This window comes from Flavobacterium sp. KMS, assembly GCF_000813005.1.
Lineage (GTDB): Bacteria > Bacteroidota > Bacteroidia > Flavobacteriales > Flavobacteriaceae > Flavobacterium.
The window spans coordinates 81,657-107,673 of the sequence record NZ_JSYP01000012.1; the positions used below are offsets into that span (position 1 = coordinate 81,657).

Annotated in this window: 24 protein-coding genes; 11 read left to right on the plus strand and 13 right to left on the minus strand. The window is 32.5% G+C overall.

Annotated features, from left to right (window positions below):
• Positions 1-4: 4 nt before the first annotated feature.
• The gene (locus OA93_RS13700) at positions 5-1,132 is read right to left on the minus strand and encodes a transcriptional regulator (protein ID WP_039113922.1); all 1,128 of its coding nucleotides are present in this window, start codon (positions 1,130-1,132) and stop codon (positions 5-7) included.
• Between the two features lie 276 nt (positions 1,133-1,408).
• Between OA93_RS13700 and OA93_RS13705 the strand changes: the two genes are divergently transcribed.
• A complete protein-coding gene (locus OA93_RS13705) occupies positions 1,409-3,445 on the plus strand; it encodes a dihydrofolate reductase (protein WP_039113923.1) in 2,037 nt (678 codons plus the stop codon).
• A 63-nt stretch (positions 3,446-3,508) separates the two neighbouring features.
• On the opposite strand, the gene OA93_RS25375 is transcribed toward OA93_RS13705, so the two are convergent.
• Positions 3,509-3,697 (minus strand): hypothetical protein, encoded by a 189-nt coding sequence (locus OA93_RS25375; RefSeq protein ID WP_035624553.1) that lies wholly within the window; start codon positions 3,695-3,697, stop codon positions 3,509-3,511.
• Positions 3,698-3,779: 82 nt separating this feature from the next.
• Here OA93_RS25375 and OA93_RS13715 point away from each other — a divergent pair, with 82 nt between their 5' ends.
• Entirely contained in the window at positions 3,780-4,163 is a 384-nt protein-coding gene (locus OA93_RS13715; RefSeq protein ID WP_039113924.1) for a nucleoside triphosphate pyrophosphohydrolase family protein, read from the plus strand.
• A 134-nt stretch (positions 4,164-4,297) separates the two neighbouring features.
• Here the strand turns inward: OA93_RS13715 and OA93_RS13720 are convergent, their stop codons facing one another.
• Together OA93_RS13720 and OA93_RS13725 are read right to left on the minus strand one after the other, a co-directional pair.
• Entirely contained in the window at positions 4,298-5,437 is a 1,140-nt protein-coding gene (locus OA93_RS13720) for a lactonase family protein (protein ID WP_039113925.1), read from the minus strand.
• 77 nt (positions 5,438-5,514) lie between these two features.
• Positions 5,515-6,585: a branched-chain amino acid aminotransferase gene (locus tag OA93_RS13725; RefSeq protein ID WP_039113926.1), complete on the minus strand. Its 1,071-nt coding sequence runs from the start codon at positions 6,583-6,585 to the stop codon at positions 5,515-5,517.
• Positions 6,586-6,890: 305 nt separating this feature from the next.
• Here OA93_RS13725 and mnmD point away from each other — a divergent pair, with 305 nt between their 5' ends.
• Both mnmD and OA93_RS13735 read left to right on the plus strand, forming a co-directional pair.
• Entirely contained in the window at positions 6,891-7,556 is a 666-nt protein-coding gene (gene mnmD, locus OA93_RS13730) for a tRNA (5-methylaminomethyl-2-thiouridine)(34)-methyltransferase MnmD (RefSeq protein ID WP_039113927.1), read from the plus strand.
• A 167-nt stretch (positions 7,557-7,723) separates the two neighbouring features.
• Positions 7,724-7,921, plus strand: coding sequence for a hypothetical protein (locus OA93_RS13735; protein WP_039113928.1), 198 nt, complete (start codon positions 7,724-7,726; stop codon positions 7,919-7,921).
• 33 nt (positions 7,922-7,954) lie between these two features.
• Here the strand turns inward: OA93_RS13735 and OA93_RS13740 are convergent, their stop codons facing one another.
• Positions 7,955-8,896 (minus strand): LysR substrate-binding domain-containing protein, encoded by a 942-nt coding sequence (locus OA93_RS13740; protein ID WP_039113929.1) that lies wholly within the window; start codon positions 8,894-8,896, stop codon positions 7,955-7,957.
• Between the two features lie 111 nt (positions 8,897-9,007).
• On the opposite strand from OA93_RS13740, the gene OA93_RS13745 reads away from it, so the two are divergent.
• From OA93_RS13745 to can, 4 genes are all read left to right on the plus strand, one after another.
• Entirely contained in the window at positions 9,008-9,493 is a 486-nt protein-coding gene (locus OA93_RS13745; RefSeq protein WP_039113930.1) for a Dps family protein, read from the plus strand.
• 126 nt (positions 9,494-9,619) lie between these two features.
• A complete protein-coding gene (locus OA93_RS13750) occupies positions 9,620-9,904 on the plus strand; it encodes a hypothetical protein (protein ID WP_039113931.1) in 285 nt (94 codons plus the stop codon).
• An 80-nt stretch (positions 9,905-9,984) separates the two neighbouring features.
• The gene (locus OA93_RS13755) at positions 9,985-11,631 is read left to right on the plus strand and encodes a SulP family inorganic anion transporter (protein ID WP_039113932.1); all 1,647 of its coding nucleotides are present in this window, start codon (positions 9,985-9,987) and stop codon (positions 11,629-11,631) included.
• 121 nt (positions 11,632-11,752) lie between these two features.
• A complete protein-coding gene (gene can, locus OA93_RS13760) occupies positions 11,753-12,391 on the plus strand; it encodes a carbonate dehydratase (RefSeq protein ID WP_039113994.1) in 639 nt (212 codons plus the stop codon).
• Positions 12,392-12,425: 34 nt separating this feature from the next.
• Here the strand turns inward: can and OA93_RS13765 are convergent, their stop codons facing one another.
• Together OA93_RS13765 and OA93_RS13770 are read right to left on the minus strand one after the other, a co-directional pair.
• Entirely contained in the window at positions 12,426-13,628 is a 1,203-nt protein-coding gene (locus tag OA93_RS13765) for an LETM1-related biofilm-associated protein (protein ID WP_039113934.1), read from the minus strand.
• A 110-nt stretch (positions 13,629-13,738) separates the two neighbouring features.
• Positions 13,739-14,266: a superoxide dismutase family protein gene (locus OA93_RS13770; protein ID WP_039113935.1), complete on the minus strand. Its 528-nt coding sequence runs from the start codon at positions 14,264-14,266 to the stop codon at positions 13,739-13,741.
• 218 nt (positions 14,267-14,484) lie between these two features.
• On the opposite strand from OA93_RS13770, the gene OA93_RS13775 reads away from it, so the two are divergent.
• Positions 14,485-14,925: an META domain-containing protein gene (locus tag OA93_RS13775; RefSeq protein ID WP_039113936.1), complete on the plus strand. Its 441-nt coding sequence runs from the start codon at positions 14,485-14,487 to the stop codon at positions 14,923-14,925.
• Positions 14,926-15,040: 115 nt separating this feature from the next.
• Positions 15,041-15,523 (plus strand): hypothetical protein, encoded by a 483-nt coding sequence (locus tag OA93_RS13780; RefSeq protein ID WP_039113937.1) that lies wholly within the window; start codon positions 15,041-15,043, stop codon positions 15,521-15,523.
• Positions 15,524-15,600: 77 nt separating this feature from the next.
• On the opposite strand, the gene OA93_RS13785 is transcribed toward OA93_RS13780, so the two are convergent.
• A complete protein-coding gene (locus tag OA93_RS13785; RefSeq protein ID WP_039113938.1) occupies positions 15,601-16,695 on the minus strand; it encodes a glycoside hydrolase family 18 protein in 1,095 nt (364 codons plus the stop codon).
• A 283-nt stretch (positions 16,696-16,978) separates the two neighbouring features.
• On the opposite strand from OA93_RS13785, the gene OA93_RS13790 reads away from it, so the two are divergent.
• Positions 16,979-18,991: a BCCT family transporter gene (locus OA93_RS13790; protein ID WP_039113939.1), complete on the plus strand. Its 2,013-nt coding sequence runs from the start codon at positions 16,979-16,981 to the stop codon at positions 18,989-18,991.
• A gap of 244 nt (positions 18,992-19,235) precedes the next feature.
• On the opposite strand, the gene OA93_RS13795 is transcribed toward OA93_RS13790, so the two are convergent.
• From OA93_RS13795 to OA93_RS13815, 5 genes are all read right to left on the minus strand, one after another.
• On the minus strand, positions 19,236-21,026 hold the full coding sequence (locus OA93_RS13795) for an acyl-CoA dehydrogenase family protein (RefSeq protein ID WP_039113940.1): 1,791 nt from the start codon (positions 21,024-21,026) through the stop codon (positions 19,236-19,238).
• 40 nt (positions 21,027-21,066) lie between these two features.
• Complete coding sequence (locus OA93_RS13800; RefSeq protein WP_039113942.1) at positions 21,067-21,432, minus strand: four helix bundle protein; 366 nt, start codon at positions 21,430-21,432, stop codon at positions 21,067-21,069.
• A 133-nt stretch (positions 21,433-21,565) separates the two neighbouring features.
• A complete protein-coding gene (locus tag OA93_RS13805; RefSeq protein WP_039113944.1) occupies positions 21,566-22,747 on the minus strand; it encodes an acetyl-CoA C-acyltransferase in 1,182 nt (393 codons plus the stop codon).
• 128 nt (positions 22,748-22,875) lie between these two features.
• On the minus strand, positions 22,876-25,266 hold the full coding sequence (locus OA93_RS13810) for a 3-hydroxyacyl-CoA dehydrogenase/enoyl-CoA hydratase family protein (protein ID WP_039113945.1): 2,391 nt from the start codon (positions 25,264-25,266) through the stop codon (positions 22,876-22,878).
• Positions 25,250-25,717, minus strand: a complete 468-nt coding sequence (locus OA93_RS13815) for a MarR family transcriptional regulator (RefSeq protein ID WP_039113946.1) — start codon at positions 25,715-25,717, stop codon at positions 25,250-25,252. The genes OA93_RS13810 and OA93_RS13815 overlap by 17 nt, the downstream gene beginning before the upstream one ends.
• Between the last annotated feature and the right edge of the window lie 300 nt (positions 25,718-26,017).

Consider the following 26,017-nt stretch of genomic DNA (forward strand, 5'->3'; position numbering starts at 1 on the left):
TTTTTTAAAATTCTGACTCCTCTTCTTTTGCAGGAGGAGGGGTATGTACAGGAGTATGTGTTGGAGTTACTTCTGCTTTCGGAGTACGAATGACAGTTCTCTCTACAGGAACTACCTTTGGTTTTATAGGATAATAAAGCTCTGTTACCCACTTAGATGGATTTGCAATTTCAGCTTTACTTATCGTATAAATTTCAAGATGTGACCAAGTAAGATCAGGGAATATTTTTTGGCTATTAATATAAGCTGTCGATTTTTCTATCGCTTGTTTAGTATGTGAGTAGTCCCCTTTTAAAGTTGTTTTTACAGCTTCAAATGGTTCTAGTTTACCAGTTAAGATGTCACTTCCTGAGCTTGTAAAGATTTCTTTTTTGATAGGTACACAAATAGATATTTTTGCTAATCCGCTTGTGGTGTCATAAGTATGGTATATAACAAAAGGTTTTCCGTTGGTCTCTATGCCGTTGGCTTCACAAAAAGAAGTTAACTGAGGGACAACAACTCGAACATTTTTGGCGATTTTCCCTATTTCGCTAGTAAACGATTGGTTGATATAAAATGTCTCTAATTTTTTTACAACACCATCTACTTTTACGTCAAATGTGTTAGTTTCATAAACTAATATCTTATCTAAGTTAGCCAAACTTTTCTCGTAGATAGTACCGATAACTTTGTCGGCTCCGCCATTAAGCGCCGAATATATTTTGAAAAGAAAACTCATTGTTCCTTTAGATTTCCAGGTAACTTTTGTTCCTCCAAGAGTATCTTTAAAAACCCATGAAACATCAGTCAGGGTTCCGTCAAAATTCATTTTCTGAGTAATATTTTGTGCATCAGTTACAGCAGTAGTTCTCACATCTCCATTGCCATCATTTCCTGTCCAGGAAAAAGAAGCGTTTACACCAGAGGTTTTTGCAGGGAAAACAACATGAATACTAGGATCTTCAGTAACCCAAGAACTAAAATCTTCCCAGTTTCTATAATCGTTTACAAAGTTGAACAAAGAAACACGTTGTGTCTTTATAACCTTGCTTCTCTCTACCGTAAAATCACCTTTTTGAGTGGCAACAAATACAGTTAATGAGACAAAACTTAATAGTAATAAAAGGAATATATATTTTAAAATTCTCATAGTATCTCGGTTGTTTTCTGATGTAAAGTTATAAATTTTATTAATATCCGACAGGAGATAATAAAAAGTCAAAACTAGGCCTTTTTTGTTAATTTTTCCACTTTTCGTGTAGTTTTATAAAAAAAGTTTTGCAAGAAAAATGGTAAGAGCAAGATAAAGAAATTTGGCTTTTAAAAATAGCCCTGAGGTAATATTAACGTTGTTTTTTATGTTTTTTTTAAAGAAAACGTATCTTTGGTAGATAATAATTTTTTTATAAACTAAATATCATTAATAATGAAATTACTCAAAGCTGCAGGATTTTTTATGACTGTTGGAGTTTCAGTTCTTTGCAACGCTCAGGTTGCTAACACAACTGTATCGAAAACAAATAATGAGAAAACTTTTGATTTTACAGTAGAGCAATTTGCCGACATTAAAGTATTGCGCTATCAAATACCTGGTTGGGAGAATTTAACGCTCAAAGAACAAGAATTAGTATATTATCTTACACAGGCAGGAACTGCTGGACGTGATATAATGTGGGACCAGAACTACAAGAATAATTTAAAAATCAGAAAAGCTCTTGAGCAGATTTATGTAAGTTATAAAGGAGATAAAAAAAGTACAGATTGGAAAAATTTCGAAATTTACCTTAAACGTGTTTGGTTCTCTAATGGTATTCATCATCATTATTCTAACGAAAAAATTAAACCTGATTTCTCAAAAGAATATTTTGCAGGTTTGCTAAAAGCTACAAAAGCTAAATTATCTCCAGAGGTTACAGCTATTTTATTTAATAATGAAGATAGTAAAAAAGTAAATCTTGATGAGTCTAAAGGATTGTTAGCAGGTTCTGCAATCAATTTTTATGACAAGGGGATTACATTACAAGAAGCAGAAGATTTTTATAAAAAACAAACAAGCCCAGATCCTAAGAAACCTGTTTCTTATGGCTTAAATTCTAAGTTGGTTAAAAATGCCAAAGGACAATTAGAAGAAAAAGTTTGGAAAAGCGGTGGAATGTATGGAGCTGCGATTGACAAAATTATCTTTTGGTTAGAAAAAGCTAAAACAGTTGCCGAAAATAAAAAACAAGGTGATGCAATAGGATTATTGATTGAGTATTATAGAACAGGAAGTTTAAAAACCTGGGATGATTATAATATTGCCTGGTTGCATGCTACCGAAGGAAATATTGACTACATAAGTGGTTTTATCGAAGTATATAATGATCCATTAGGATACAGAGGGTCTTATGAAGGTGTTGTGCAAATTAAAGATTTTGATATGTCGGCCAAAATGGAAGTAGTATCAAAAAGTGCACAATGGTTTGAAGATAATTCTCCGTTAATGCCAGAACACAAAAAGAAAAATGTTGTTGGGGTTTCATACAAAACTGTTATCGTAGCAGGAGAGTCTGGAGATGCTTCACCAAGTACACCAATTGGAGTGAATCTTCCTAATGCTGACTGGATTCGTGCAGAACACGGTTCTAAATCGGTTTCATTAGGTAATATTATCGATGCTTATTCTAAATCGTCTGGAAGTGGTAAATTAAAAGAATTTGCTAATGACGAAGAAGAAATTGCTTTGGCAAAACAATATGGTGAAATAGGAGATAAATTACACACTGCTTTACACGAAGTTGTAGGTCATGCTTCTGGACAAATAAATGAAGGTGTTGGTACTCCAAAAGAAACTTTAAAAAGTTATGCTTCGACTCTGGAAGAAGGTAGAGCTGATTTAGTTGGTTTATACTATTTATACAATCCTAAATTACAAGAACTTGGATTGGTTGATGATTGGAAAAAAGTGGGAATGGAATCATACGATAGTTATATCCGTAACGGATTAATGACGCAATTGGTTCGTTTAGACTTAGGGGCTAATATCGAAGAAGCGCACATGAGAAACCGTCAGTGGGTGAGTGCTTGGGTTTTTGAAAAAGGAAAGAAAGATAATGTAATCGAGAAAATTACTCGTAACGGTAAAACGTATTTTAATATTACTGATTATGATAAATTACATGATTTATTCGGACAGTTATTACGTGAAGTACAACGTATAAAATCTGAAGGAGATTACAACGCAGGAAAAGCTTTGGTAGAAAATTACGGTGTAAAAGTTGATCAGAAATTACATGCTGAGGTTTTAGAGCGTAACAAGCAATTTCCATCTGCGCCTTACAGCGGATTTGTAAATCCTATTCTTGAGCCAAAAGTAGATGCTAAAGGAAAAATTATTTCGATAGAAGTAAAACAACCTAAAACATTTGCAGAACAAATGCTGGATTATTCTAAAAACTTTGGTTTTTTACCTTTAGAAAACTAATAAGTAATAGATACTAATAATGAAAATGCCCGCTAGTTTAGCGGGCATTTTTTATGAAATAAATTATCGTTTGAAGAATATTTTTATCAGAAATAAAATGATTATAAAAGCTATAAAAACTAGCAAAACCTTATAATTTCCTTTGTAGAATATTTTGTGAAGTCCTACATCTTTTCTGTAGGCAAATATCATTGCGATAACAAAAGCGATAAAAAAACACAATGCAAATATTAATTGTCCCTGACTAAACATATGTTTAAATTTTTTGTGGCAAATTTAGGCAATAGTTTAAGAATAGTTGTTAATTTGGTATATCATTTAATCAAATATAATTATGCAAAAACAAATTGATGCAGTGAAAGAATTTCATACTGCTTTTAAAATTGGACATAGCGAATCGCCAATTGCCGATTTGGGAGAAATAAAAAATGTACTTCGTTACAACTTGATGAAAGAAGAAAATGAAGAATATCTTGAAGCAGTAAAAAATAATGATTTAGTAGAGATTGCTGATGCGCTGGGAGATATGATGTATATTTTATGCGGGACAATTATCGAGCACGGTTTGCAGGATAAAATTGAAGCAGTTTTTGATGAAATCCAGCAAAGTAATATGAGTAAACTTGGGGAAGATGGACAACCGATTTATCGTGAAGATGGAAAAGTAATGAAAGGTCCAAATTATTTTAAACCAGATTTCTCTAAGATTTTAAAATAATAACTACCACTTTGTGGTGAATAAGGTTAACACGAATTTTACGAATTAGCACTAACTTGAGCTGTTTAAATAAACCTCTTTTAATTGGTGTAAATTAGTAAAATTCGTGTTTTATATTAAATACATTCTGCTTTTTAGTATTGTTTTATTTGTACGCAGGAAACATTTTTGATTTTAATCTTTTTGCCAGTTTCTTTTAATAATCCAGTTTCTTTATCTCTTTTAAATACAATAACATTTCCGTTGCCAGTATTTGTTGCGATTAAAAAATTTCCTGATGGATTCAATGCAAATATCCTGGGATGTTCTCCAAGAGTCGATTGATAACCAATAGTTTTTAATGTTCCATCTTCGGCAATAGAGAAAATGGCAATATTGTTTTCTTGTCCTCTGTTTGAAGCATACAGAAATTTTCCGTCAGGCGAAATATGAATGTCTGAACTTTCGAATCCAGTTTTTAATGTTTCAGGATGTGTGTTTATTCTTTGGATAGAATCTAATTTTCCGTTTTCGTATTTATACACGCTAATAGTTCCTGAAAGTTCTTCGATACAATATCCAAATTTTCCGTTGGGATGAAAAGTAAAATGTCTTGGGCCACTTTCTAGAGGTGCTTTCGCAAAAGGGTTTTCGGCAGTTTGTAAAGGTTGACTTTGACTAGAGTCAAATTGATAACAGCGTATTTTATCAGCGCCTAAATCTGGTAAAAAGATATAATCATAATTAGGAGAGAATACTGTAGAATGAATGTGCGAGCGATCTTGTCTTTTGGGATCTACGCTTCCTTCTGTATATTGAAAGTTCTGTACAAATGGTTCTATTTTTCCATCTTGGGCAATTGGGTAAACTGAAACACTTCCTTCAGTATAATTACCATTAATAAGCCATTTCCCGTTTTTATGCACGGTTACATAAACTGGGTTTTCGCCTCCGCTTTTTTGACTATTCATAAAAGACAGCGTTTTCTTTTCAGGATTAAATTCAAAACTACTTACGCTTCCGGCATTTGGCGTTTTACTTTCGGTGCAAGCATATACATACTTCCCGTTTGGAGATACAGTGAGAAAAGAAGGATTTGCAATATTTTTTACAGTAGTAATTTTTTTTAATCTTCCAGTTATGGTGTCTAGTTGGTATACATAAATTCCATTGGTGGTTTTATCCCAATTATACGATCCAAAGAAGGCATAATTATCTTGAGAATACAGATTGATACAGGCAAGAATTGTAGTTAAAAGAAGTATTGTTTTCTTTTTAAACGTATAGGTTATCATTGGTTTGGGTTAGTTTGGTTTAATAAAAAAGGCGATTTTCGTTAAGAAAATCGCCTTTAATTATATAATGTAAGGAATTATTTTACTTGAACAGTCCAGCCAAAAGTATCTTCAGCTAGTTTGTTTTGTATACCAGTTAATTTTTCTTTTAAAAGAGAAGCATAAGAATCATCTGCTTTAGGTAATTCGAAATATTCATCTTTGTATGAGAATCCTTTAATAACGCTTATTACTGCAGCAGTACCAGCACCAAAAATTTCTTTTAATGATCCGTCTTTAGCAGCTTCAACTAATTCAGAAGCTAATACAGAACGAACTTCAATTTTTAAGCCTTCTTTTTCTGCAATTGCTAATAAACTTTTACGAGTAATTCCGTCTAGGATTCTTTCACTTGTTGGTGCAGTTAGTAAAGTATCGTTTATTCTGAAAAATACATTCATTGTACCTGCTTCTTCAAGTTTGGTATGTGTTGCATCATCAGTCCAGATTACTTGTTGGAATCCGTCTTTATTTGCCAAATTTGTTGGGTAAAACTGTGCTCCGTAGTTACCAGCAGCTTTTGCAGCTCCGATACCACCATTTGCAGCTCTACTATAGTGCTCAGCAATAATAACTTTTACTTCTCCAGCATAGTATGATTTTGCAGGTGAAAGTAAAATCATGAATTTATATTCATCAGAAGGATTTGCAACAACTCCAGCGCCAGTTGCAATCATAAAAGGACGGATATACATACTGCTTCCGTTTCCTCTTTTAACCCATTCTGCGTCTAATTTTAATAATTCATTTAATCCATCTAGAAAAATAGCTTCAGGTATTTCTGGCATTGCCATTCTTACTGCAGAAGCATTAAAACGTTTGTGGTTTTCTTCAGGTCTAAAAAGCCAAATAGCGTCTTTATCATCTTTGTAAGCTTTCATTCCTTCAAAAATAGCTTGTCCGTAATGGAAGACTTTTGAAGATGGATCCATTAAAATTGGAGCGTAAGGCTTAATGACCGGTGTTTGCCATTCTCCATTTTTAAAATCACATTCGAATAAATGGTCTGTAAATACAGCACCAAAGCTTAAGTTATCAAAGTCTACATCGTTTATTTTTGACGAAGTTGCTTTGATGATTTCAATTTTGTTTGTTTGAGTTGTACTCATGATAAAGTATGGTTTTTATGAACTAAAATTCATTGTTTTAAGACTGTAATCTAAAACCCTGAATAGATGTGAAATAAATTTTAACAATTGCAAAATTAAGTAAAAATATATAATTTGGATGCTAAAAAGATATTAATTATAGGGTTTTGCTGTGATTTATTTATTTTATAAAAAAGTTAAATAAAGAGCTTCTTTTTATATAGAATTTATGAAAAAACTATGGTTTTTTAAGGCTTTACGCATTTGTTTTGATTAAATTTGACTTCTAAATAAGACAAAAACAGCATTAATCTGATTTATAAATTGTGAAAAGAGAAATAATTCAAACCCTAGATGGCTCAACTACAATTCATTTGGAAGAATGGGACGAGTGTTATCATTCTAAACATGGAGCAATCCAGGAAGCTAAACATGTATTTATACAAAATGGGTTTTCTTTATTTGAAGATAAACCTATTTCGATATTAGAAATTGGTTTTGGAACAGGGTTGAATGCTTTTATTACTTTTTTAGAATCCAATGAAAAAAAGCAAAGTATAAATTATGTTGGAGTAGAAGCTTATCCTGTTGCTGCAAATGAAGTGCTTATGATGAATTATGTTGCCGAATTGGGAGCGGATAATTATAAAGAGGTGTTCAAAAAAATGCATGAAAGCAATTGGGATGAAATAATCGAACTTAGTGATGCGTTTACATTAACTAAGAGAAAACAGTTCTTTCAGGAAATTGATGATGTCGAAACTTTTGATTTGATTTATTTTGATGCTTTTGGATATCGGGTGCAACCAGAGCTTTGGAGTACCGAAATATTCAAAAGAATGTATGATTCTTTAAAACCTAATGGAGTTCTTGTAACTTATGCCGCTAGAGGAGTCGTTAAAAGGAGTATGATTGAGGTAGGATTTACTGTTGAAAAACTTGCTGGACCTCCAGGAAAAAGAGAGATGTTTAGAGCGCGTAAAGTGATGTAAATCACGCTATTTAGATTAATTTTAAATTGCTATATCTGTATTTAAAAAAACGTTTTCGTGCTAAATAAAACAAAAAAATAAGTTAAAAGCTGAGTAGTTGTATGTAAAATACCTATTTTTACATCGAGTTAAAAAATAATGAGATAACCCCATAATCTTAATTTATTATGTCAAAAATGATGTTTGATTACACGAAATCAATACTTGAAAGAGTAAGTTTCGACCCGGTACTTTTCTTAAAAGAATTAGAGAAAGCTATCAAAACACTATTACCATACGAAATGGAACAATTGCAAGAGTGGTTATTGAATTTTACAATCGGAAAACCCGAATTAAAAGAATGTCTACTAATAGCTAAAGTATAGATAAACAAAAAAGGAACCAATTGGTTCCTTTTTTTATTTCTTTTGAATTGGACTTATTATCTGAACGTTTTGAAAAACAATAGCTCCTTTTACAACACCAGCAATTGTGTTTCGTAAGGCATCGATGATTTGAATTTTTAATTCGCTTTTTGGGTAAATTAAACTTACCTCTCTGGCAGGTTTAGGTTCCTTAAAGTGACGAAGCTTTAATTTGTCTGTTTCTTTTAAATCTAATGTATGTAAATAAGGCAACAAAGTTGTGCCCAAGCCTTCGTCGGCTAATTTTATAAGTGTTTCAAAACTTCCGCTTTGTATCTGGAAAGCATTATTTTCTATATCACTACCATTTTTGCAAAGATTTAAAATACCATCTCTAAAACAATGCCCATCTTGCAAAAGCAAAATTTCATTAATGTTTAAATCTGATACTTCGATTTCTTCTTTCTGGAAAATAGAATGTTGTTCTGGTATATAAGCTACAAAAGGCTCAAAGTATAAAACGATTTCTTTTATTTTTTCGTCTTCTAATGGTGTCACGGCAATTGCAGCATCAAGATGTCCGTTTTTTAATTTGGTAATAATTTCATCTGTATTAAGCTCCTCGATTAATAGTTTAACCTTTGGGTATTTTTTGATGAAGTTATTTAAGAACATAGGCAAAAGAGTAGGCATAACCGTTGGGATGATTCCAAGTTTGAATTCGCCACCAATAAAACCTTTTTGTTGTTCTACAATGTCTTTTATTCTATCGGCTTCGTTTACAATATTCTTTGCCTGATTTACAATTTTCTGACCAATTTCTGTTAGTTGTATTGGTTTCTTGCTTCTGTCGAATATCAAGATGCTAAGTTCTTCTTCTATCTTTTGTATTTGCATACTAAGAGTAGGCTGCGTTACAAAACATTTTTCGGCAGCAAGGGTAAAGTTTTTGTGTTCAGCTACAGCAAGAACATATTGGAGTTGAGTTATCGTCATTTTTTTAATAGTATTTTCTGATACAAAAATAATAAAATATAATTTTTTTTTATGGCTTTTTCGAAAAACTTATTTTAAATTTACAATTAATAGAATTAAAAATTAATAAGTATGAAAACTAATATTTTAGGATTACCAGTAAAAGAGTCAGAATTAATTGTAAAAGAATTGAATGTCTTACTATCAAATTTTCAGGTTTATTACCAAAACTTGCGAGGGATTCACTGGAACATTCGTGGAAAACGTTTTTTTGATTTGCATGTAAAATTTGAAGAATTATATACAGACGCTCAATTAAAAATAGATTTAATCGCCGAAAGAGTTCTCACAATAGGAGGTACACCACTACACACTTTCGAAGATTATATTAAGAATAATAAAATTGTAGTTGGAAAAAATATCTCGAATGATGAGAAAGCGGTTCATTTAATTGTAAGTTCATTAACTGATTTACTGAAGATTGAAAGAGAAATTTTAAAACAATCGGATGAAATCAGTGATGAAGGAACAAACTCTATGATGAGTGATTTTATCTCAGAACAAGAAAAAACGATTTGGATGATGAAAGCGTGGTTAGAAGAGGATTTAGAAAAATAGTATAACTATAAAAACCAGAGTAGCATTAAATAGCTAGTCTGGTTTTTTTTTTGGTTAATGTTAAATTTGTTTAAAATTTTGGACTTACAGTTTTGATTTTATCAGTTTAGCTCTATTTTTGCACTAATGAAAAAAATTGCATACATATTATTAATTGTATTTATCGCTTTCTTATCGACGCCACCTATCGTGACGATGATCGAGAAAAAGAGCGATGTGTCTGCATTTTATAGCTTATCAGAAGAAGAGCATTCGCATAAAGAAATTAAGGTTTATGTATATCATCCTGTATTTCAAGGTGAGTTTGTTTTACCAATGTTTGATAAGTCAAATCCTATATTGTCAGAAAAATTATCTAAACATGATAAGATTTCTGCAAGCATTTTTGCCCCTCCACCTAACTTCGTATAGTACATCCGGTTAATTTTTTAAACGTTTGCTGTGTTTTAAGTAATGCAGTAGGCCTTTTATGAACTTTTTACTATTGTATTATGAAAAGAAAAGTAAATCTTTTTGCTAACCTTAAGTCAGATTTTGCTTCAGGTTTAGTAGTTTTTTTGGTGGCTCTCCCGTTGTGTTTAGGTATTGCAATGGCTTCAGGAGCACCATTGTTTTCTGGAATTATTTCTGGAATTATTGGAGGAATAGTTGTAGGATATTTGAGTCAGTCACACATTAGTGTATCTGGACCAGCTGCTGGTTTAACAGCAATTATCCTTACAGCAATTACCGATTTGGGAGCTTTTGATGTCTTCTTAACCGCCGTTTTTATTGCTGGATTAATCCAGTTAGGGTTAGGTTTCTTAAAAGCAGGAAGTATATCTAATTACTTTCCTACCAATGTTATTGAAGGTATGCTAGCAGGTATCGGAATTATTATTATTCTGAAACAATTGCCGCATGCATTTGGATATGATGCTGATTTTGAAGGAGATCAGGCGTTTGTTCAAAGTGATGGAAATAACTCAATTTCATCTTTGTTTGAAATCTTCAACCATATTCATATGGGTGCAGTTATTATTACACTAATCTCTTTTGTTATATTAATTGCTTGGGATAAAGTTCCTTTCTTGAAAAAACTTAAATTAATTCCTGGTGCGCTTATAGCTGTAATTTCGGGAATAATTATAAATGAAATTTTTGTTTCTACAGGAAGTTCATTGGCTATTGGTAGCGAACACTTAGTGTCATTGCCAATCCCAACTTCATTTGATGAATTTAAAGCAATTATTGTAACTCCTAATTTTGCAGGAATAACAAATCCTCAGGTTTGGGTTGTAGGTTTAACAATTGCAATCGTAGCTTCTATCGAGACATTATTGTGTATCGAAGCTGCAGACAGAATGGATGCACAAAAAAGATATACAAATACGAATGTTGAGCTTAAAGCACAAGGAATTGGAAACATTGTAAGTTCTCTTTTAGGAGGTTTGCCAATGACATCTGTTGTTGTAAGATCTTCGGCAAATAATAATGCTGGAGCAAAATCAAAAATGTCTGCAATTATCCATGGTGTTTTATTATTGATAAGTGTATTGGCAATTCCGGTAATATTAAATAAAATTCCATTGGCTACTTTGGCTACGATACTAATATTAGTAGGTTATAAACTAGCTAAGCCTGCAACTTTTATTCATTTCTGGGAAAAAGGAAAATATCAATTCGTACCATTTGTTGCAACTTTAGTATTTGTTGTAGCGACAGATTTACTTAAAGGTGTTGCAATTGGAATTGTAATTAGTGTAATTTTCGTTTTAAGAGGAAACTTAAAAAGAGCTTACAGTTTCAAAAAAGAAGAATATGAAGATGGAGATGTAATCCATATCGATCTTGCTCAGGAAGTTTCTTTCTTGAATAAAGCAGCTATCAAACTTACTTTAAACTCTGTTCCAGAAAATTCAAAAGTAATTATCAATGCGCATGACACGGTGTATATTGCTCATGATATTCTAGATCTGATAAAAGAGTTTAAAGAAACCAGAGCAGTTGATCAAAACATTAAGGTAAAACTTAAAGGATTTAAGAAAGCTTACGAGCTAGAAAATACTCCAGATTTACCGAACCATGTATCTATAGAACATTATTATGATGTTGCAAAAAGAGCTATGGTTAAAAGAACAGAAAAAGAAAAGTTTTAAATAAGTTGGTTAAATAAAGCTGTAGTGAAGTGTTTATTGAGGATTAAAAATAAGTAACTTTACGAGAGCCTTTTTGGAGTCCTCTAAACGCTTAATTACTCAGCAACAAAAATTAAAAAAAATGAAAGAGTTTTATAAACAAATATTAGATAATAATAAAAAGTGGGTTGAAGATTCGTTAGCTAAAGATCCTAATTTTTTCGCAGATTTAGCGAAAGGGCAAACTCCACCATTATTGTGGATAGGTTGTTCTGATAGTCGTGTTCCAGCAAACGAAATTATTGGTGCAAAACCAGGAGAAGTTTTTGTACACAGAAACATTGCCAACATGGTTGTTCACTCAGATATGAACATGTTAAGTGTTTTAGATTATGCAGTAAATGTTTTAAAAGTTAAGCACGTAATTGTTTGTGGACATTATGGTTGTGGTGGTGTAAAAGCTGCAATGGGTAACCAATCTGTGGGGATTATTGATAACTGGATTCGTCATATTAAAGATGAGTACCGTTTACATGACAAATACTTAAACTCAATTGAAAATGAAACGGAGCGTTTTAATGCTTTTGTTGAGGTAAATGCTAAAGAGCAAGTTTATAATTTAGCAAAAACTTCGATTGTACAAGGAGCTTGGAAAAATGGACAAGACTTAATGTTACACGGTTGGGTTTACGGTTTAAACTCAGGATTTGTAACAGATCTAAATGTGAATATTAGTTCAAATGATGAGCTTGATGAAGTTTATCAACTGAGTAATCTATAAAATAAAAAAAATCGCCTCAAAAGGGCGATTTTTTTTATTCGTTTTCATCTAAGTTCTCATTAAATGCCGATGGCAATAGAGTAGGGATGAACTTAATTAATATTGGTAATAACAAACTTCCGCCCGGGAGTAAGAATATTGTTAGTGATGGAATCGTTTTACAAATATCCAATAATTGTTTCTTTACTTTCTTCTTTTCGCTAGCATCTAAATCTCTACGGGTTGAATAGGCCAGAAGAAGCATTAATTCCTTACTTTGTATAATTTCCTTAATTAATCTGTTTTTATTACGCTTTATAAGTGTAATAACCCCCATAGTCATTTGATCATAAAAATGTTTGACAGGATTAGAGTAATTAAAATATGGAATCTCTTTTTTATGTTCGTTGATAAAAGCATCGGTGCTTTTGATACTTTCGGAAACAAAATCATCAGATACATTTAAAATATGGGCTAATGTATGTAAAAAATAAGCTTCTTCATTTTCTACAACGCCATCGCTCCACAGAGCCATTCCGGCCATATCTATTAAATAATATCTTTCTAATTCGTTGGAAAAATGATGTAATTGTAATGTTTCTAAAGTTCCAACCGTAACCTTCGAAAATTTGCTGTAGCGTATTGATGCCTCAAAAAGTTTAATCAATAAATCATCGTATTGAGATTTATTGGTTTTGGTTTTTAAAGCCAATGCCACAATACTCATTACAGTTTCTTCTATTTTCTTGAGATATTTTTCTGGAATTGATCCATGAATTAAATATTGGCGAAATGCCAAAACATCTATAAATAGGAGCGCATTTGTAACTAAATGAGAGAAGTTTTTGCTAATAATACTATCGTTAGTCTGAACTCGTTCATCGATTATATTCTCTAATGTTAGAGAATCACTACTTTTTGGGAGTAATATCTTGAAGAGGTTAAAACCTTCTGGATTCATCTGATTATAAAAAGCTAATGCTTCTTTAATAAAACGTTCCGAATTATTGTCGTTTTTGGTAAGAGAATAAATCCCGTATAAAGTATTTAATAAAGCTACTTTGGAAATTTCGGTTTTAAACCAGCCTTTTATTTTAATAGGAACAGGAGTTTCTATTGTTATTATGTGTCCATAAATAAATCCTGTCGCTCTGACTTTTTGATAAAAGGAATTGCTAGTTTCAGTTACTACTTGTTCGGGGAACTTTTGTTCACTAAAAAATTTATCTATCCAACCTGTTGCCGAAGGGTTAATCATTACTTTAATTTGAAGCTACAAAGCTATCTTTTTTTTATGATTTGGTGATTGATTAAAATAAAAAAACCATTTTACTTTGTGAATAAAATGGTTTTTTAAAATCTATATAATTATTTTATAATTGCTGAGCAAGCTACTCTCGCCCCTGCATTTCCTGTAGGTTGAGTTGTAAAATCGTCTGGATCTTGGTGTACAATTAATCCTTTTCCTAAAATATCTTTACTTGGATCTCCACAACCAATACACCATTCGTTTGTTGTTAGTGTAATTGTACCGTTTCCTTTATCATCTGCAGTAAAGTTTCCGATATCTCCTTTATGATATTCTCCAACACCCCATTTTCCATGTTTTTTAAATGTTGGGTTCCAGTGTCCTCCAGCAGAAGTTCCATCGGCAGCCGAACAATCTGATTTTTCATGAATGTGTATTGCATGAACTCCTGGTTTTAAACCACTGATTTTTGCTACGAAAGTTACTTCTCCTTTTTTCTCTACGAAAGTTGCTGTACCAGATACCGAACTGTTACTTTTAGGTTCTAGTGCGATGGTTAATTTCTTAGCATCATCAGTATTATTTTTGGTTTTACATCCAATAATAACTGCAGCAATTACTACAAGAGATAGAATTATTTTTTTCATAATTATGTGTTTTTGTTTAAATCTAAAGTAAAGTTAGTTTAAAATTATTGAATGAAAATGATCTGAAAGTTAAAATACGTTTCTGTATTAAATGAAAAATAAGTTTAAATTTACAAAAGGAGATGAAATATTGCTTAAATTCGTGTATGTGTATTTAATAGTAAATAATGCTAAACTTATTCATTGATAATTGTTTATAAAACTTAAAACTTTAAATTATGATAAAAAAAATAGCAATGTTCGCTGCATTTGGGATTGTTTTATTTTCATGTAATTCTGCTCAAAATAAAACTACAACAACAGATTCTACATCAAAACTTAATGGTACTTGGGAGTTAAATTACGTAACAGGACCTAGAATTGCCTTTGATGGTTTATATCCTAATAAAAAACCAACGATAACTTTTGATACAAAAGAAAATAGAGTATCTGGAAATAATAGCTGCAACTCTTTTACAGGAAAATTAAATGTAGATGGTTATAGCATTAATTTTAGAGATGGATTAGCTACTACCAAAATGATGTGTCAGGATAATCAAGGAGAGCAGGTTTTTATGACCACTTTGCAAAAAATAACTTCTTACGATGTTACCGATGATGGTAAAACGTTGAATTTTATTTCAGGTGATATTGCAATGATGCGTTTCGTGAAAAAATAAATTAATCATGCTTTTATTTTTGCATTCAATATTTTTTTGAATCTAAAACCTTGTGATGTAATAAAGCTAATTCGCAATAAATCAAATAATTATTATAAATTTTAAATCTTAAATTATGAAAAAGTTCCTTATCGCATTGTTATTGGTAGTTTCAGCAAATTCTTTTGCTCAGTCTTTGGCGAAAGAAGATGTAGATGTTATTCAGAGTATTTACGGAAAATCAAAATCAGATCTTGTAAAACAATATATGAATTTGTCGGATGAACAAACTGCAGCTTTTCAAAAAATATATGATGATTATGAAGTAGAACGTAAAGTTTTGGGGCAAAATATAATTAAGGTAGTTGATGATTATGCTACAAATTATGCTACTCTTACGGATGCAAAAGCTGATGAATTAGCAAAAGGAACATTAAAAAGTAATCTTGGGTATGAAAAATTATATGATAAAACATATACGAAGGCCAAAAAGGCAATAGGAGCTATTAATGCAGCTAAATTTATACAATTAGAGGTTTACTTACAAACTGCGATTCGTAGCCAAATTTTGGATTCTATTCCTTTCATTGGAGAAATTGAAAAATCTAAAGTGAACTAAAAAGGGTAATTTTAGTCCAAAAAAAATGCGTTAACAATTGAAGAAACTGTTAACGCATTTTTGTTTTATTGTAATTCTTACTTTTTAGTTTTTACTTCATAAATGGCATCAACCATTCCGTCTTTAAAAGTATCTAAAGGTAATTCCCAAAACATGATTCCGCCTAATTTCTTAGATACAGCATATTCTGTTTTTTCTTTTATTGAAGGAATATCATCTCCAGTTGCAAATTTTTGTTCTTTTTCATTATACCAATAACCTGCTTTTGCTTTATTGTCCCAGAAATATTTCCATCCATTAGCTTCTGTAAAAGTAGTTGCATAGTTTCTAAAAGGTACGCCTTCGATATGTACTCCCGGTTGGTATAAACCATTATTTACATTAGCAACATCTTTCCATATTCTAGTATAAAAAGCACCACCAATTACTAGTTTATTAGCTGGAATTCCTAGTTTTAATAAATAAGACACGGCTCTGTCTGTAGATTGAGCGTCTGGAGTTCCACCATATAAAGGAGCATGATGACCAGTTACAGTTGCATATCCGTTTACTAAATCATAACTCATTATGTTTACGCGATCTACTAATGGCATAACAATTTTCCATTCTATAGACTCGTCTAAGAATTTTTGGAAACCTCCGGCAGCAAAACTAAGTTCATGTTTTTTACCTAAACTTGTACGTAATGCTTTTACAAGTTCAGTAAAGTTTGGTTTGTCTGCAGCTTGATACAAATGACCTGGAAGACCTTCAATCGCTGGATATTCCCAATCTAAATCTAAACCATCAGTTTTAAAATAATCATTTATTTCTTTTACCGATTTAGCAAAAACATTTCTTCCTTGTGCAGTCGAGAAAACTTCAGAACAAGGCTCGCATCCTGCCCAACCTCCTAATGAAAGCATGATTTTAAGTTTAGGATGAGTTTTTTTTAATCCAACTAAGTGTTTTATTGAAAGAGAATCTTTAGGAGTATCTACGCTTAGTTTTCCATCTTTTAGGTGACAGAAGCTAAAGATTATGTGAGTAAGTTTGCTTACATCATATTGATCAATAAGTTTGTCATCACCAGTATAATAAGCAATAACGTCAATTTTTTTTCCTGATTGTGCAAAAGAGTTTGTGGTAAAACAGCACAAGAAAAAGAAAATAATCGGTTTTAATCTTTTCATTTTTTAAGAATTTTTAGTTTTTAATAGGTTTTTGAATGCTAAATATAGAACATTTCAAACAAAATATTAATCAAATAGATACACAGTATTAGGCTTATTTGTTACAGTTTTTGCTTTGCAAAGGAAGTTTTATAGTGTTTTAAGGGAGAAATTATTTCTTTTTCCTTAAATTTACAATTCTTCTGTATACAAATTATCAAAGTTATACTTATAAAAACTTCCTCAATCCGAATTTAAAATTTGGATTTACTTTAGATAATAACAGTGAAAAAAAAAATTTACCATGAATAAATCTACAAGCTCAAGTGTCTTTAAAACCAATTTTACAAAATCAGTTGCATTACCAAGTTTAACCATAATTATTGCAATTTCATTGTTTTGCATTTTCTTTTCAAAAGATGCTGAGCAGGCACTTAATTTTGCAAAAGACATAATATTTAAAAACTTAAGTTGGCTTTATGTATTGTTGGTGACGATTTTTGTTTTGTTTTTAGTCACACTAGCCATTAGTAAATTTGGTAAAATCAAATTAGGAGCAGATGATTCAGAACCTGAATATTCTTTCTTTTCCTGGATAGCAATGCTTTTTGCCGCCGGAATGGGAATTGGGTTAATGTATTTTGGAGTAGGTGAAACTATGGCACATTACGCAACGCCAGCCAATGCTAATTTGGCGGAAAATTTACGAGCGAAAGAAGCACAATTATATACTTTTTTCCATTGGGGTTTTCACGCATGGTCTATATATGGTGTTGTAGGACTCTCACTAGCGTATTTTGCTTATAGACACAATTTACCTCTTGCAATCCGAAGTGGATTTTATCCGATTTTAAAAAGTAGAATTCACGGAAAGTTTGGAAATATTGTAGATGTTTTTGGTCTGTGCAGTACTTTTTTCGGGATTGCGACAACTCTAGGTTTCGGTGTAGTGCAGTTAAGTGCTGGATTAGTAAGTCTTCATATAATTCCAGAATCTAGTTTTAATTATCAAATCATTATTGTTTTGGTTGTGATGATAATTGCTGTTTCTTCGGCTATTTCAGGTTTAGGAAAAGGCGTTAAAAAACTTAGTGAGCTAAATATTCTTATGGCTGTTTTATTAATGTTGTTTATACTTGTTTTCGGGCCAACTATTTATATTCTAAGTACGTTTACTGAAGGTTTAGGACATTATATAAGTCATTTTATATCGCTAACTTTTAATACTTATGCTTACGAGAAAGGAAGTCAGGAATGGTTTTCAAAGTGGACAATTTTGTATTGGGCATGGTGGATTTCCTGGGCACCTTATGTAGGATTGTTTATTGCTAAAATTTCTAAAGGAAGAACTATACGAGAATTTATTTTGGCAGTATTATTTATTCCTGCCTTTTTTAATTTTCTGTGGATGACTGTTTTCGGAAGCAGTGCCGTATGGATAGATGAACATATAGCACATGGCGCTTTAAGCGAATTTGCTAAAAATCCAGACACGCTTTTGTTTAGTTTCTTTACTTATTTCCCGTTCACTACCTTTTTGAATATTTTATCAATTCTGATTATTTGTGTGTTTTTTATCACGTCTGCAGATTCGGGAATTTTTATAATGAATGGTATAGCATCAAAAGGAGCTGTAAGTTCACCAAAATGGCAAAGTATCTTTTGGGGTGTTTTATTATCACTTCTGTCCTTGAGTTTATTACATTCTGGAGGATTGGCTTCTCTTCAGACAATGACATTAATTACTGCTTTACCTTTCGGAATTATTATGTTGCTGTTATGTTATAATTTGTGGAAAGCATTGGTTGTAGATAGTGAATACAGTGCCAAGAAATATTCGCATGGAAGCTTAAATTGGAATAACACTAACTGGAAGGAACATTTAGAAAAGATTGTGACGGTCTCTAAAAAGAAAGATATTCATGAATTTTTGAATGGAACTGTAAAAAAAGCTTTTGAAGAATTAGTAATTGAATTGGCTAAAAACAATATTGAAGCACATATAAATTATTTTTCTTCGCCCCAACAAGCTATTGAGTTAGAAATAGAATATGATGAATTGCGAAACTTTAAATATGGTGTTATGGCTCAGGGGCAAACTGTTTCTGAAACATTACTAAAAGAAAAAAATACTCCCGATATGGATTTGGAAATCATTTTTCAGCCAATTACTTATTTTGGAGATCATCGTAAAGGATATGATATTCAATATTTGAGTAAAGATGGAATCATCTCCGATGTTTTGAGGGAATATGAACGCTTTTTAAATTTAAGTTCAGAAGGTGATCATGATTTGATTATGAAGCCTAATAGTTAATTATTGATTGTAAATTGTGAAAAATCTGTACTTGATTTTTTTAATCATTTTAGTCCTGTAATCTGTGACAAGAAAATAATTAAGGATATTAGTTGATAATGTAGAGACGTACAGCAGTGCGTCTCTTTTTTTTGCGTAGACACTACTGTGAGCTTCTACTGTTTGTGATAATAAAAAAAACCGCACTGTTTTCGGGACAGGTGCGGTTTAAACAAATTAAAATTGACTAAAAACTATTTTGATTTTAGAAGCAGTATTCGTTTTCTGCAACTAATTTTGACGTAATCGTTTCTCTAAGTGCCACTACATTTGGCATATTAGTGTATTTTGTAAAACGACGTAATCCCATTAACATCATACGTTGTTCATCTCCTTCAGCAAAAGAAATAATTCCTTCTTTTCCTTTTTGAGTTACAATATCTACAGCTTTATACAAGTATAATTTTGCCATAGCAATTTGCTCTTGTACTTTAGCTTCTCCTTCTTTTTTGGCTAATTTTTCAGTTCTAAGAATAGTACTTTCAGCCATATAGATTTCGATTAAGATATCAGATGCAGCCATTAATAATTGTTGGTGAGCATCTAAGTCTGGGCCATATTTTTGTACAGCACTTCCAGCAACCATTAAGAAAACTTTTTTCAGGTTTGCAACGATTCCTTTTTCTTCAGCAAATAATTCAGAGAAATCAGGAGTGTCAAAAGATGGAATACCCATTAATTCTTCAGATACCTTCATTGCTGGTCCTAATAAATCAACATGACCTTTCATCGCTTTTTTGATCAACATACCTACAGAAAGCATTCTGTTGATTTCGTTTGTACCTTCATAAATACGAGCAATACGAGCATCTCTCCAAGCACTTTCCATTGGAGTATCTTCAGAGAATCCCATACCACCAAAAATCTGAATTCCCTCGTCAGCACAATTCTGAACATCCTCAGAAACTGCAACTTTAAGGATAGAACACTCAATTGCGTATTCTTCAACACCTTTTAATTCAGCTTCTTGATGTGTAGAACCTTCTGCTTCACGAGCAATAATTCTATCTTCGATGTCTTTTGCTGCACGGTAAGAAGCACTTTCACCAGCGTAAGCGCTAGTTGCCATTTCAGCTAGTTTATAACGAATAGCACCAAAACTTGAAATCGCAGTGTTAAATTGGATTCTTTCGTTAGCATATTTAACAGCTCCAGTAGTTACTCTTCTTTGAGCATCAAGACAAGCAGCAGCCAATTTGATACGACCAACATTTAATGCGTTCATTGCAATCTTGAAACCGTTTCCTCTTTCAGACAACATGTTTTCAACAGGAACTTTTGTATCGTTGAAGAAAACCTGACGTGTAGAAGAAGCACGGATTCCTAATTTGTGCTCTTCTTCATTCATAGAAATTCCATTAGACGGATCGTTTTCTACGATGAAACCTGTAATATTTTTATCATCACCAATACGAGCAAAAACGATGAAAACGCTACAGAAACCTGCATTCGAAATCCACATTTTTTGTCCTGTAATAGAGTAGTATTTTCCATCTTCAGATAAAACTGCTTTAGTTTTTCCTGAGTTTGCATCAGATCCAGCTCCTGGTTCAGTTAAGCAATAAGCTCCAAACCATTCGCCTGACGCTAATTTAGGAACGTATTTTTTCTTTTGTTCTTCAGTACCATATAAAGTAATTGGCATAGTTCCGATACCTGTATGAGCACCAAAAGCAGTAGAGAACGAACCTGTAGCTCCCGAGATGTAATCACAAACTAACATAGTCGATACAAATCCCATTCCTAATCCACCATATTCTTCTGGAACTGCAACTCCTAAAAGTCCAAGTTCTCCAGCTTTACGCATACTTTCTTCTGTAAATGCGTAATCTTTTTTCTCGAAACGATTTTTGTTAGGCCAAATTTCTTTGTCTACAAACTCTTTTACAGAGTCACGCATCATTAATTGCTCTTCCGAAAAATCTTCTGGTGTAAAGATGTCTTCGCACTTTGTTTCTTTTACTAGGAATTGACCTCCTCTTGTTTTGTCTGACATGGCTATGTTTTTTTTATTTTTTTAAATTAAGATGCAAGAGTCAAGAAGAAAGATTGTTGTCTAACTTGTTAATGAAACCTGTTGTCATCTTTTGAAATTCAATTATTTTGTTTTCTATTTCTTCAGTTTTTTCTTTTGATAAATAGTCGTTTTGACATGCTATCAATAATTGTGTTTGTAATTCAAATGAAGATCCTAAACTAATATTCAAATAATGTTGAAAATGTTTATTCCCTCTGTTTGAGCCTTCTGCAATATTAGATGGCATTGAAACGGAGCATCTATTCATCTGACTTGTCAAGCTATAGATCTCGAATTTTGGAAAAGTTAATGTTAGTTTATAAATATCATTTGTAATATTCATTGCTAAAATCCAAATTTTCAAATTCTTAAAATTATGTCTCATGTTTTTTTGAGCCAAGATAAGAAACTATGAATTTAAAAAGTAGGTTTTTTATTACTTTAAAGAATCTTCACTCTTACTTCTTACTTCTCAAAAAAACTTCTTTCCTCTTGCTTCTTTGCTCTATTCTCTTTTTTTAAAGAACCTCGTAAATCCCAGCGCTACCTTGTCCAGTTCCTACACACATAGAAACGATTCCGTATTTACTACCTCTGCGTTTCATTTCGTCGAATAATTGAACAGAAAGTTTTGCACCGGTACAACCCAGAGGGTGACCTAAAGCAATTGCACCACCGTTTACGTTTACGATATCAGGGTTTAAACCTAATTCGCGAACAACTGCTAATGATTGAGAAGCAAAAGCCTCGTTTAACTCTACTAAATCAATATCTTTTAATTGTAATCCTGCTTGTTTTAAGGCTTTCGGAATTGCTTTTACAGGTCCGATACCCATTATTCTTGGTTCAACACCAGATGAAGCAAAGTTTACTAATCTTGCAATTGGCTCAAGGTTTAATTCTTTAACCATGTCTTCGCTCATAATCAAAACAAAAGCAGCACCATCACTCATTTGAGAAGAGTTACCTGCAGTTACACTTCCGTCAGCAGCAAAAACAGGTCTTATGCCAGCTAAAGCTTCTTTAGACGTTCCAGCACGTGGACCTTCATCTTTATTTACAACGTATGATTTAGTTTCTTTTTTACCATTTTCATTGATAAAAGTTTGCTCAACAGTAATCGGAACGATTTGTTTGTCGAATTTACCTTCAGCTTGCGCTTTCAATGCTTTAATGTGAGAGTTATAAGCAAACTCATCTTGATCTTCTCTAGAGATTTTGTATTGGTTGGCAACCGCTTCAGCAGTTAAACCCATTCCCCAGTAATAATCTTCATGACCTTCGGCAGCAAGTTTATAATCCGGAGTTGGTTTGTAACCTCCCATCGGAATAAAACTCATACTTTCGGCACCACCAGCGATGATACAATCTGCCATTCCCGATTGGATTTTTGCAGTTGCCATTCCGATAGTTTCAAGTCCAGATGCGCAGTAACGGTTTACAGTTACACCAGGAACATCTTCTACTTTTAATCCCATAAGAGAGATTAAACGACCAACGTTCAAACCTTGTTCAGCTTCTGGCATGGCATTTCCTACCATAACATCATCAATACGTTTTTTGTCAAAATCAGGTAGTTCAGCCATCATATACTGAATGGTTTCTGCTGCTAATTCATCAGGTCTTTTAAATCTAAAAACTCCTTTTGGTGCTTTTCCTACCGCAGTACGGTATGCTTTTACTATATATGCTGTTTTCATTTGTTTTTGTTTTTTTAAGAGTATAGAAGATCAAGGAGAGGCAAGAGGCAAGAAACAAGACAAAATTTTAATTTTGAAATCTTGCTTCTTGGTTCTTTATTCTTTTTCTAGCTTCTTTATTCTATTTTCTAATTACGAAGTGGTTTTCCTTTAGTTAACATATATTGAATTCTTTCTAATGTTTTTCTCTCAGTACAAAGAGATAAGAAAGCTTCACGTTCGATATCCAATAAATATTGCTCAGATACTAAAGTCGCTTCAGATAAATCACCACCAGCCATAACGTAAGCCAGTTTGTTAGCGATTTTTTTATCGTGCTCAGAGATGTATTTTCCAGCTTCCATTTGATCTGTTCCTACTAAGAACATTCCTAATGCTTGTTTACCAAGAACCTTAACATCAGTTCTTCTGATAGGTTGTGTATAACCAGCTTCAGCCATTAACAATGCATGTTTTTTAGCTTCTGCAATCTGACGGTCTTTGTTTACTACAATAATATCTTTACCATGTTGTAAAAGACCAGTGTCAAAAGCTTCGTAACCAGAAGTCGATACTTTTGCCATAGCAATAGTTAAGAAATATTCTTGAAGAACGTTTAATTCCACATCGTTTTTACGGAATAAATCAGAAGCTCTTAAAGCCATTTCTTTAGATCCACCACCACCAGGAAGTACACCAACACCAAACTCAACTAATCCCATATACGTTTCAGCAGCAGCTACAACTTTATCAGCATGTAAGCTCATTTCGCATCCACCACCAAAAGTCATTCCGTGAGGTGCTACAACAACGGGAATTCCTGAGTAACGAACGCGCATCATAGTGTCCTGGAACATTTTGATAGCCATGTTTAACTCATCATATTCTTGCTCAACAGCCATCATGAAAATCATTCCGATATTAGCACCTACAGAGAAATTTGCTGCTTGGTTACCAATAACTAAACCTTGATATTCTTTTTCAGATAAGTCGATTGCTTTATTGATAGCCTGAAGTACATCGCCACCAATAGTATTCATTTTAGATTGGAATTCTAAGTTTAAAATTCCATCTCCAAGGTCTTGGATAATTGCTCCACTATTGCTCCAAACTTTTTTGCTTTCGCGAATGTTGTTCAGGATAATAAATGAATCTTGTCCAGGAACTTTAGTTTGTGATTTTGTTGGAATATTGTAAAAATAAGTAGCACCTTCTTTTACAGAGTAGAAGCTTTTGCTTCCAGATGCCAACATATCGTTTACCCATGCAGCAGGAGCTAACCCCTCAGCTTTCATGATTTCGATTCCGTTTTCGACACCAATAGCATCCCAAATTTCGAAAGGACCATTTTCCCATCCGAAACCAGCTTTCATTGCATCGTCAATTTTATATAATTCGTCTGAGATTTCAGGAATTCTGTTTGATACATAAGCAAACATTCCAGCGAAACTCTTACGGTAAAATTCTCCAGCTTTGTCTTTTCCTTTTACAAGAACTTTAAAACGGTTGATAGGTTTATCGATAGTTTTAGTTAGCTCAAGCGTAGCAAAATTTGCTTTTTTAGTAGCACGATATTCTAATGTATCTAAGTCAAGAGTAAGGATATCTCTACCTTCTTTTTTGTAGAAACCTTGTCCTGTTTTGCTTCCCAACCAATTATTCTCCATCATTTTTGTGATGAAATCAGGAAGTTTAAACAATTCGTGTTGCTCATCTGTTGGGCAGTTTTCATAAATACCGTTGGCAACGTGCACCAAAGTATCAAGACCAACAACATCAACAGTACGGAAAGTAGCCGATTTTGGACGACCAATTACCGGACCAGTCAATTTATCAACTTCTTCGATAGTTAATCCCATTTCTTTAACCAAGTGGAATAAACTTTGGATACCGTAAATACCAATTCTGTTTCCTATAAACGCCGGAGTATCTTTAGCAACAACCGAAGTTTTTCCTAAAAATTTAGAACCATATTCGTTTAAGAAATCCAATACTTCAGTAGAAGTTTTTGGACCAGGAATAATTTCAAATAATTTTAAGTAACGCGCAGGGTTAAAAAAGTGAGTTCCGCAGAAGTGTTGTTGGAAGTCTTCGCTTCTTCCTTCGCTCATAAAATGAATCGGAATACCAGAAGTGTTAGATGTTACTAAAGTTCCTGGTTTACGGAATTTCTCGATTTGTTCAAAAACTAGTTTTTTAATATCAAGACGTTCTACAACAACTTCTATAATCCAATCAACATTGGCAATTTTTGCCATATCATCAGTCGTATTTCCAGTCGTAATTCTGTTTGCGAATTTCTGACTGTAAATAGGAGAGGGTTTAGATTTTAATGAGTTAGCAAGATGTTCGTTTACAACTCTGTTTCTTACTGCTTTGCTTTCCAGAGTTAAGCCTTTTTTAGTTTCGGCCTCTGTTAACTCACGGGGAATGATGTCTAGGAGTAAAACTTCCACACCAATGTTAGCAAAATGACAAGCTATTCCTGAACCCATAATTCCGGATCCAATTACGGCAACTTTTTTAATTGTGCGTTTCATTTTCTATTTTTTCTGTTTGATTAAATATATTTTTATCTTGTATTAATTCATTTATGATTTCTGCCACCTCAATAAAATGTTTTAATTTTTCTTCAGAAACGTGATTTCTAACTGTTTCATTAAACTTCAAGACAGTATTTTTAGATAAGTCTCTTTTTTCTTTTCCAAAATCAGTTAGATAAATCAAAACTCCTCGTCCATCGGTTGGATTTTTCTTGCGAACAATCAATCCTTTGTCTTCCATAGATTTAAGCGTTCTGGTTAAGCTAGTAGCTTCCATTCCCATTCTGGGACCCAATGCCGTCGATGGAGTACCTTCCTCTTTATCGATACTCAATAACGCAAAACCAGTTGCCATTGTCGCATCATATTTTGCAGCCTCCTCATTGTACATCCTTGATACAGCTTGCCATGTTGCTCGTAAAATATAATCTATAGTTTTTTCTTTCATTTGGTAGATTGTATTTGATTATTTAATTTTAATGTGAAATACTTAGATAATATCTTATACATTAATTAAAATCGAATTCGTCTTGTTGGCAACTATATCGATTTCAAATATAATAAAAAAATATTATGCATGCATAGTATTTCTAAAAATATTTTTTTGTTAATTAAAAATTTGCTCTGAAATAGAGTCTGTTAAGTTCTTTTTTGAATGAAATATAATGTTTTTTTTTGAAATTTTTATTATTCCAATATTCTAAAAACAACATCAGGCCAGTAAATTAGGAATTTAGATTATTGTTAT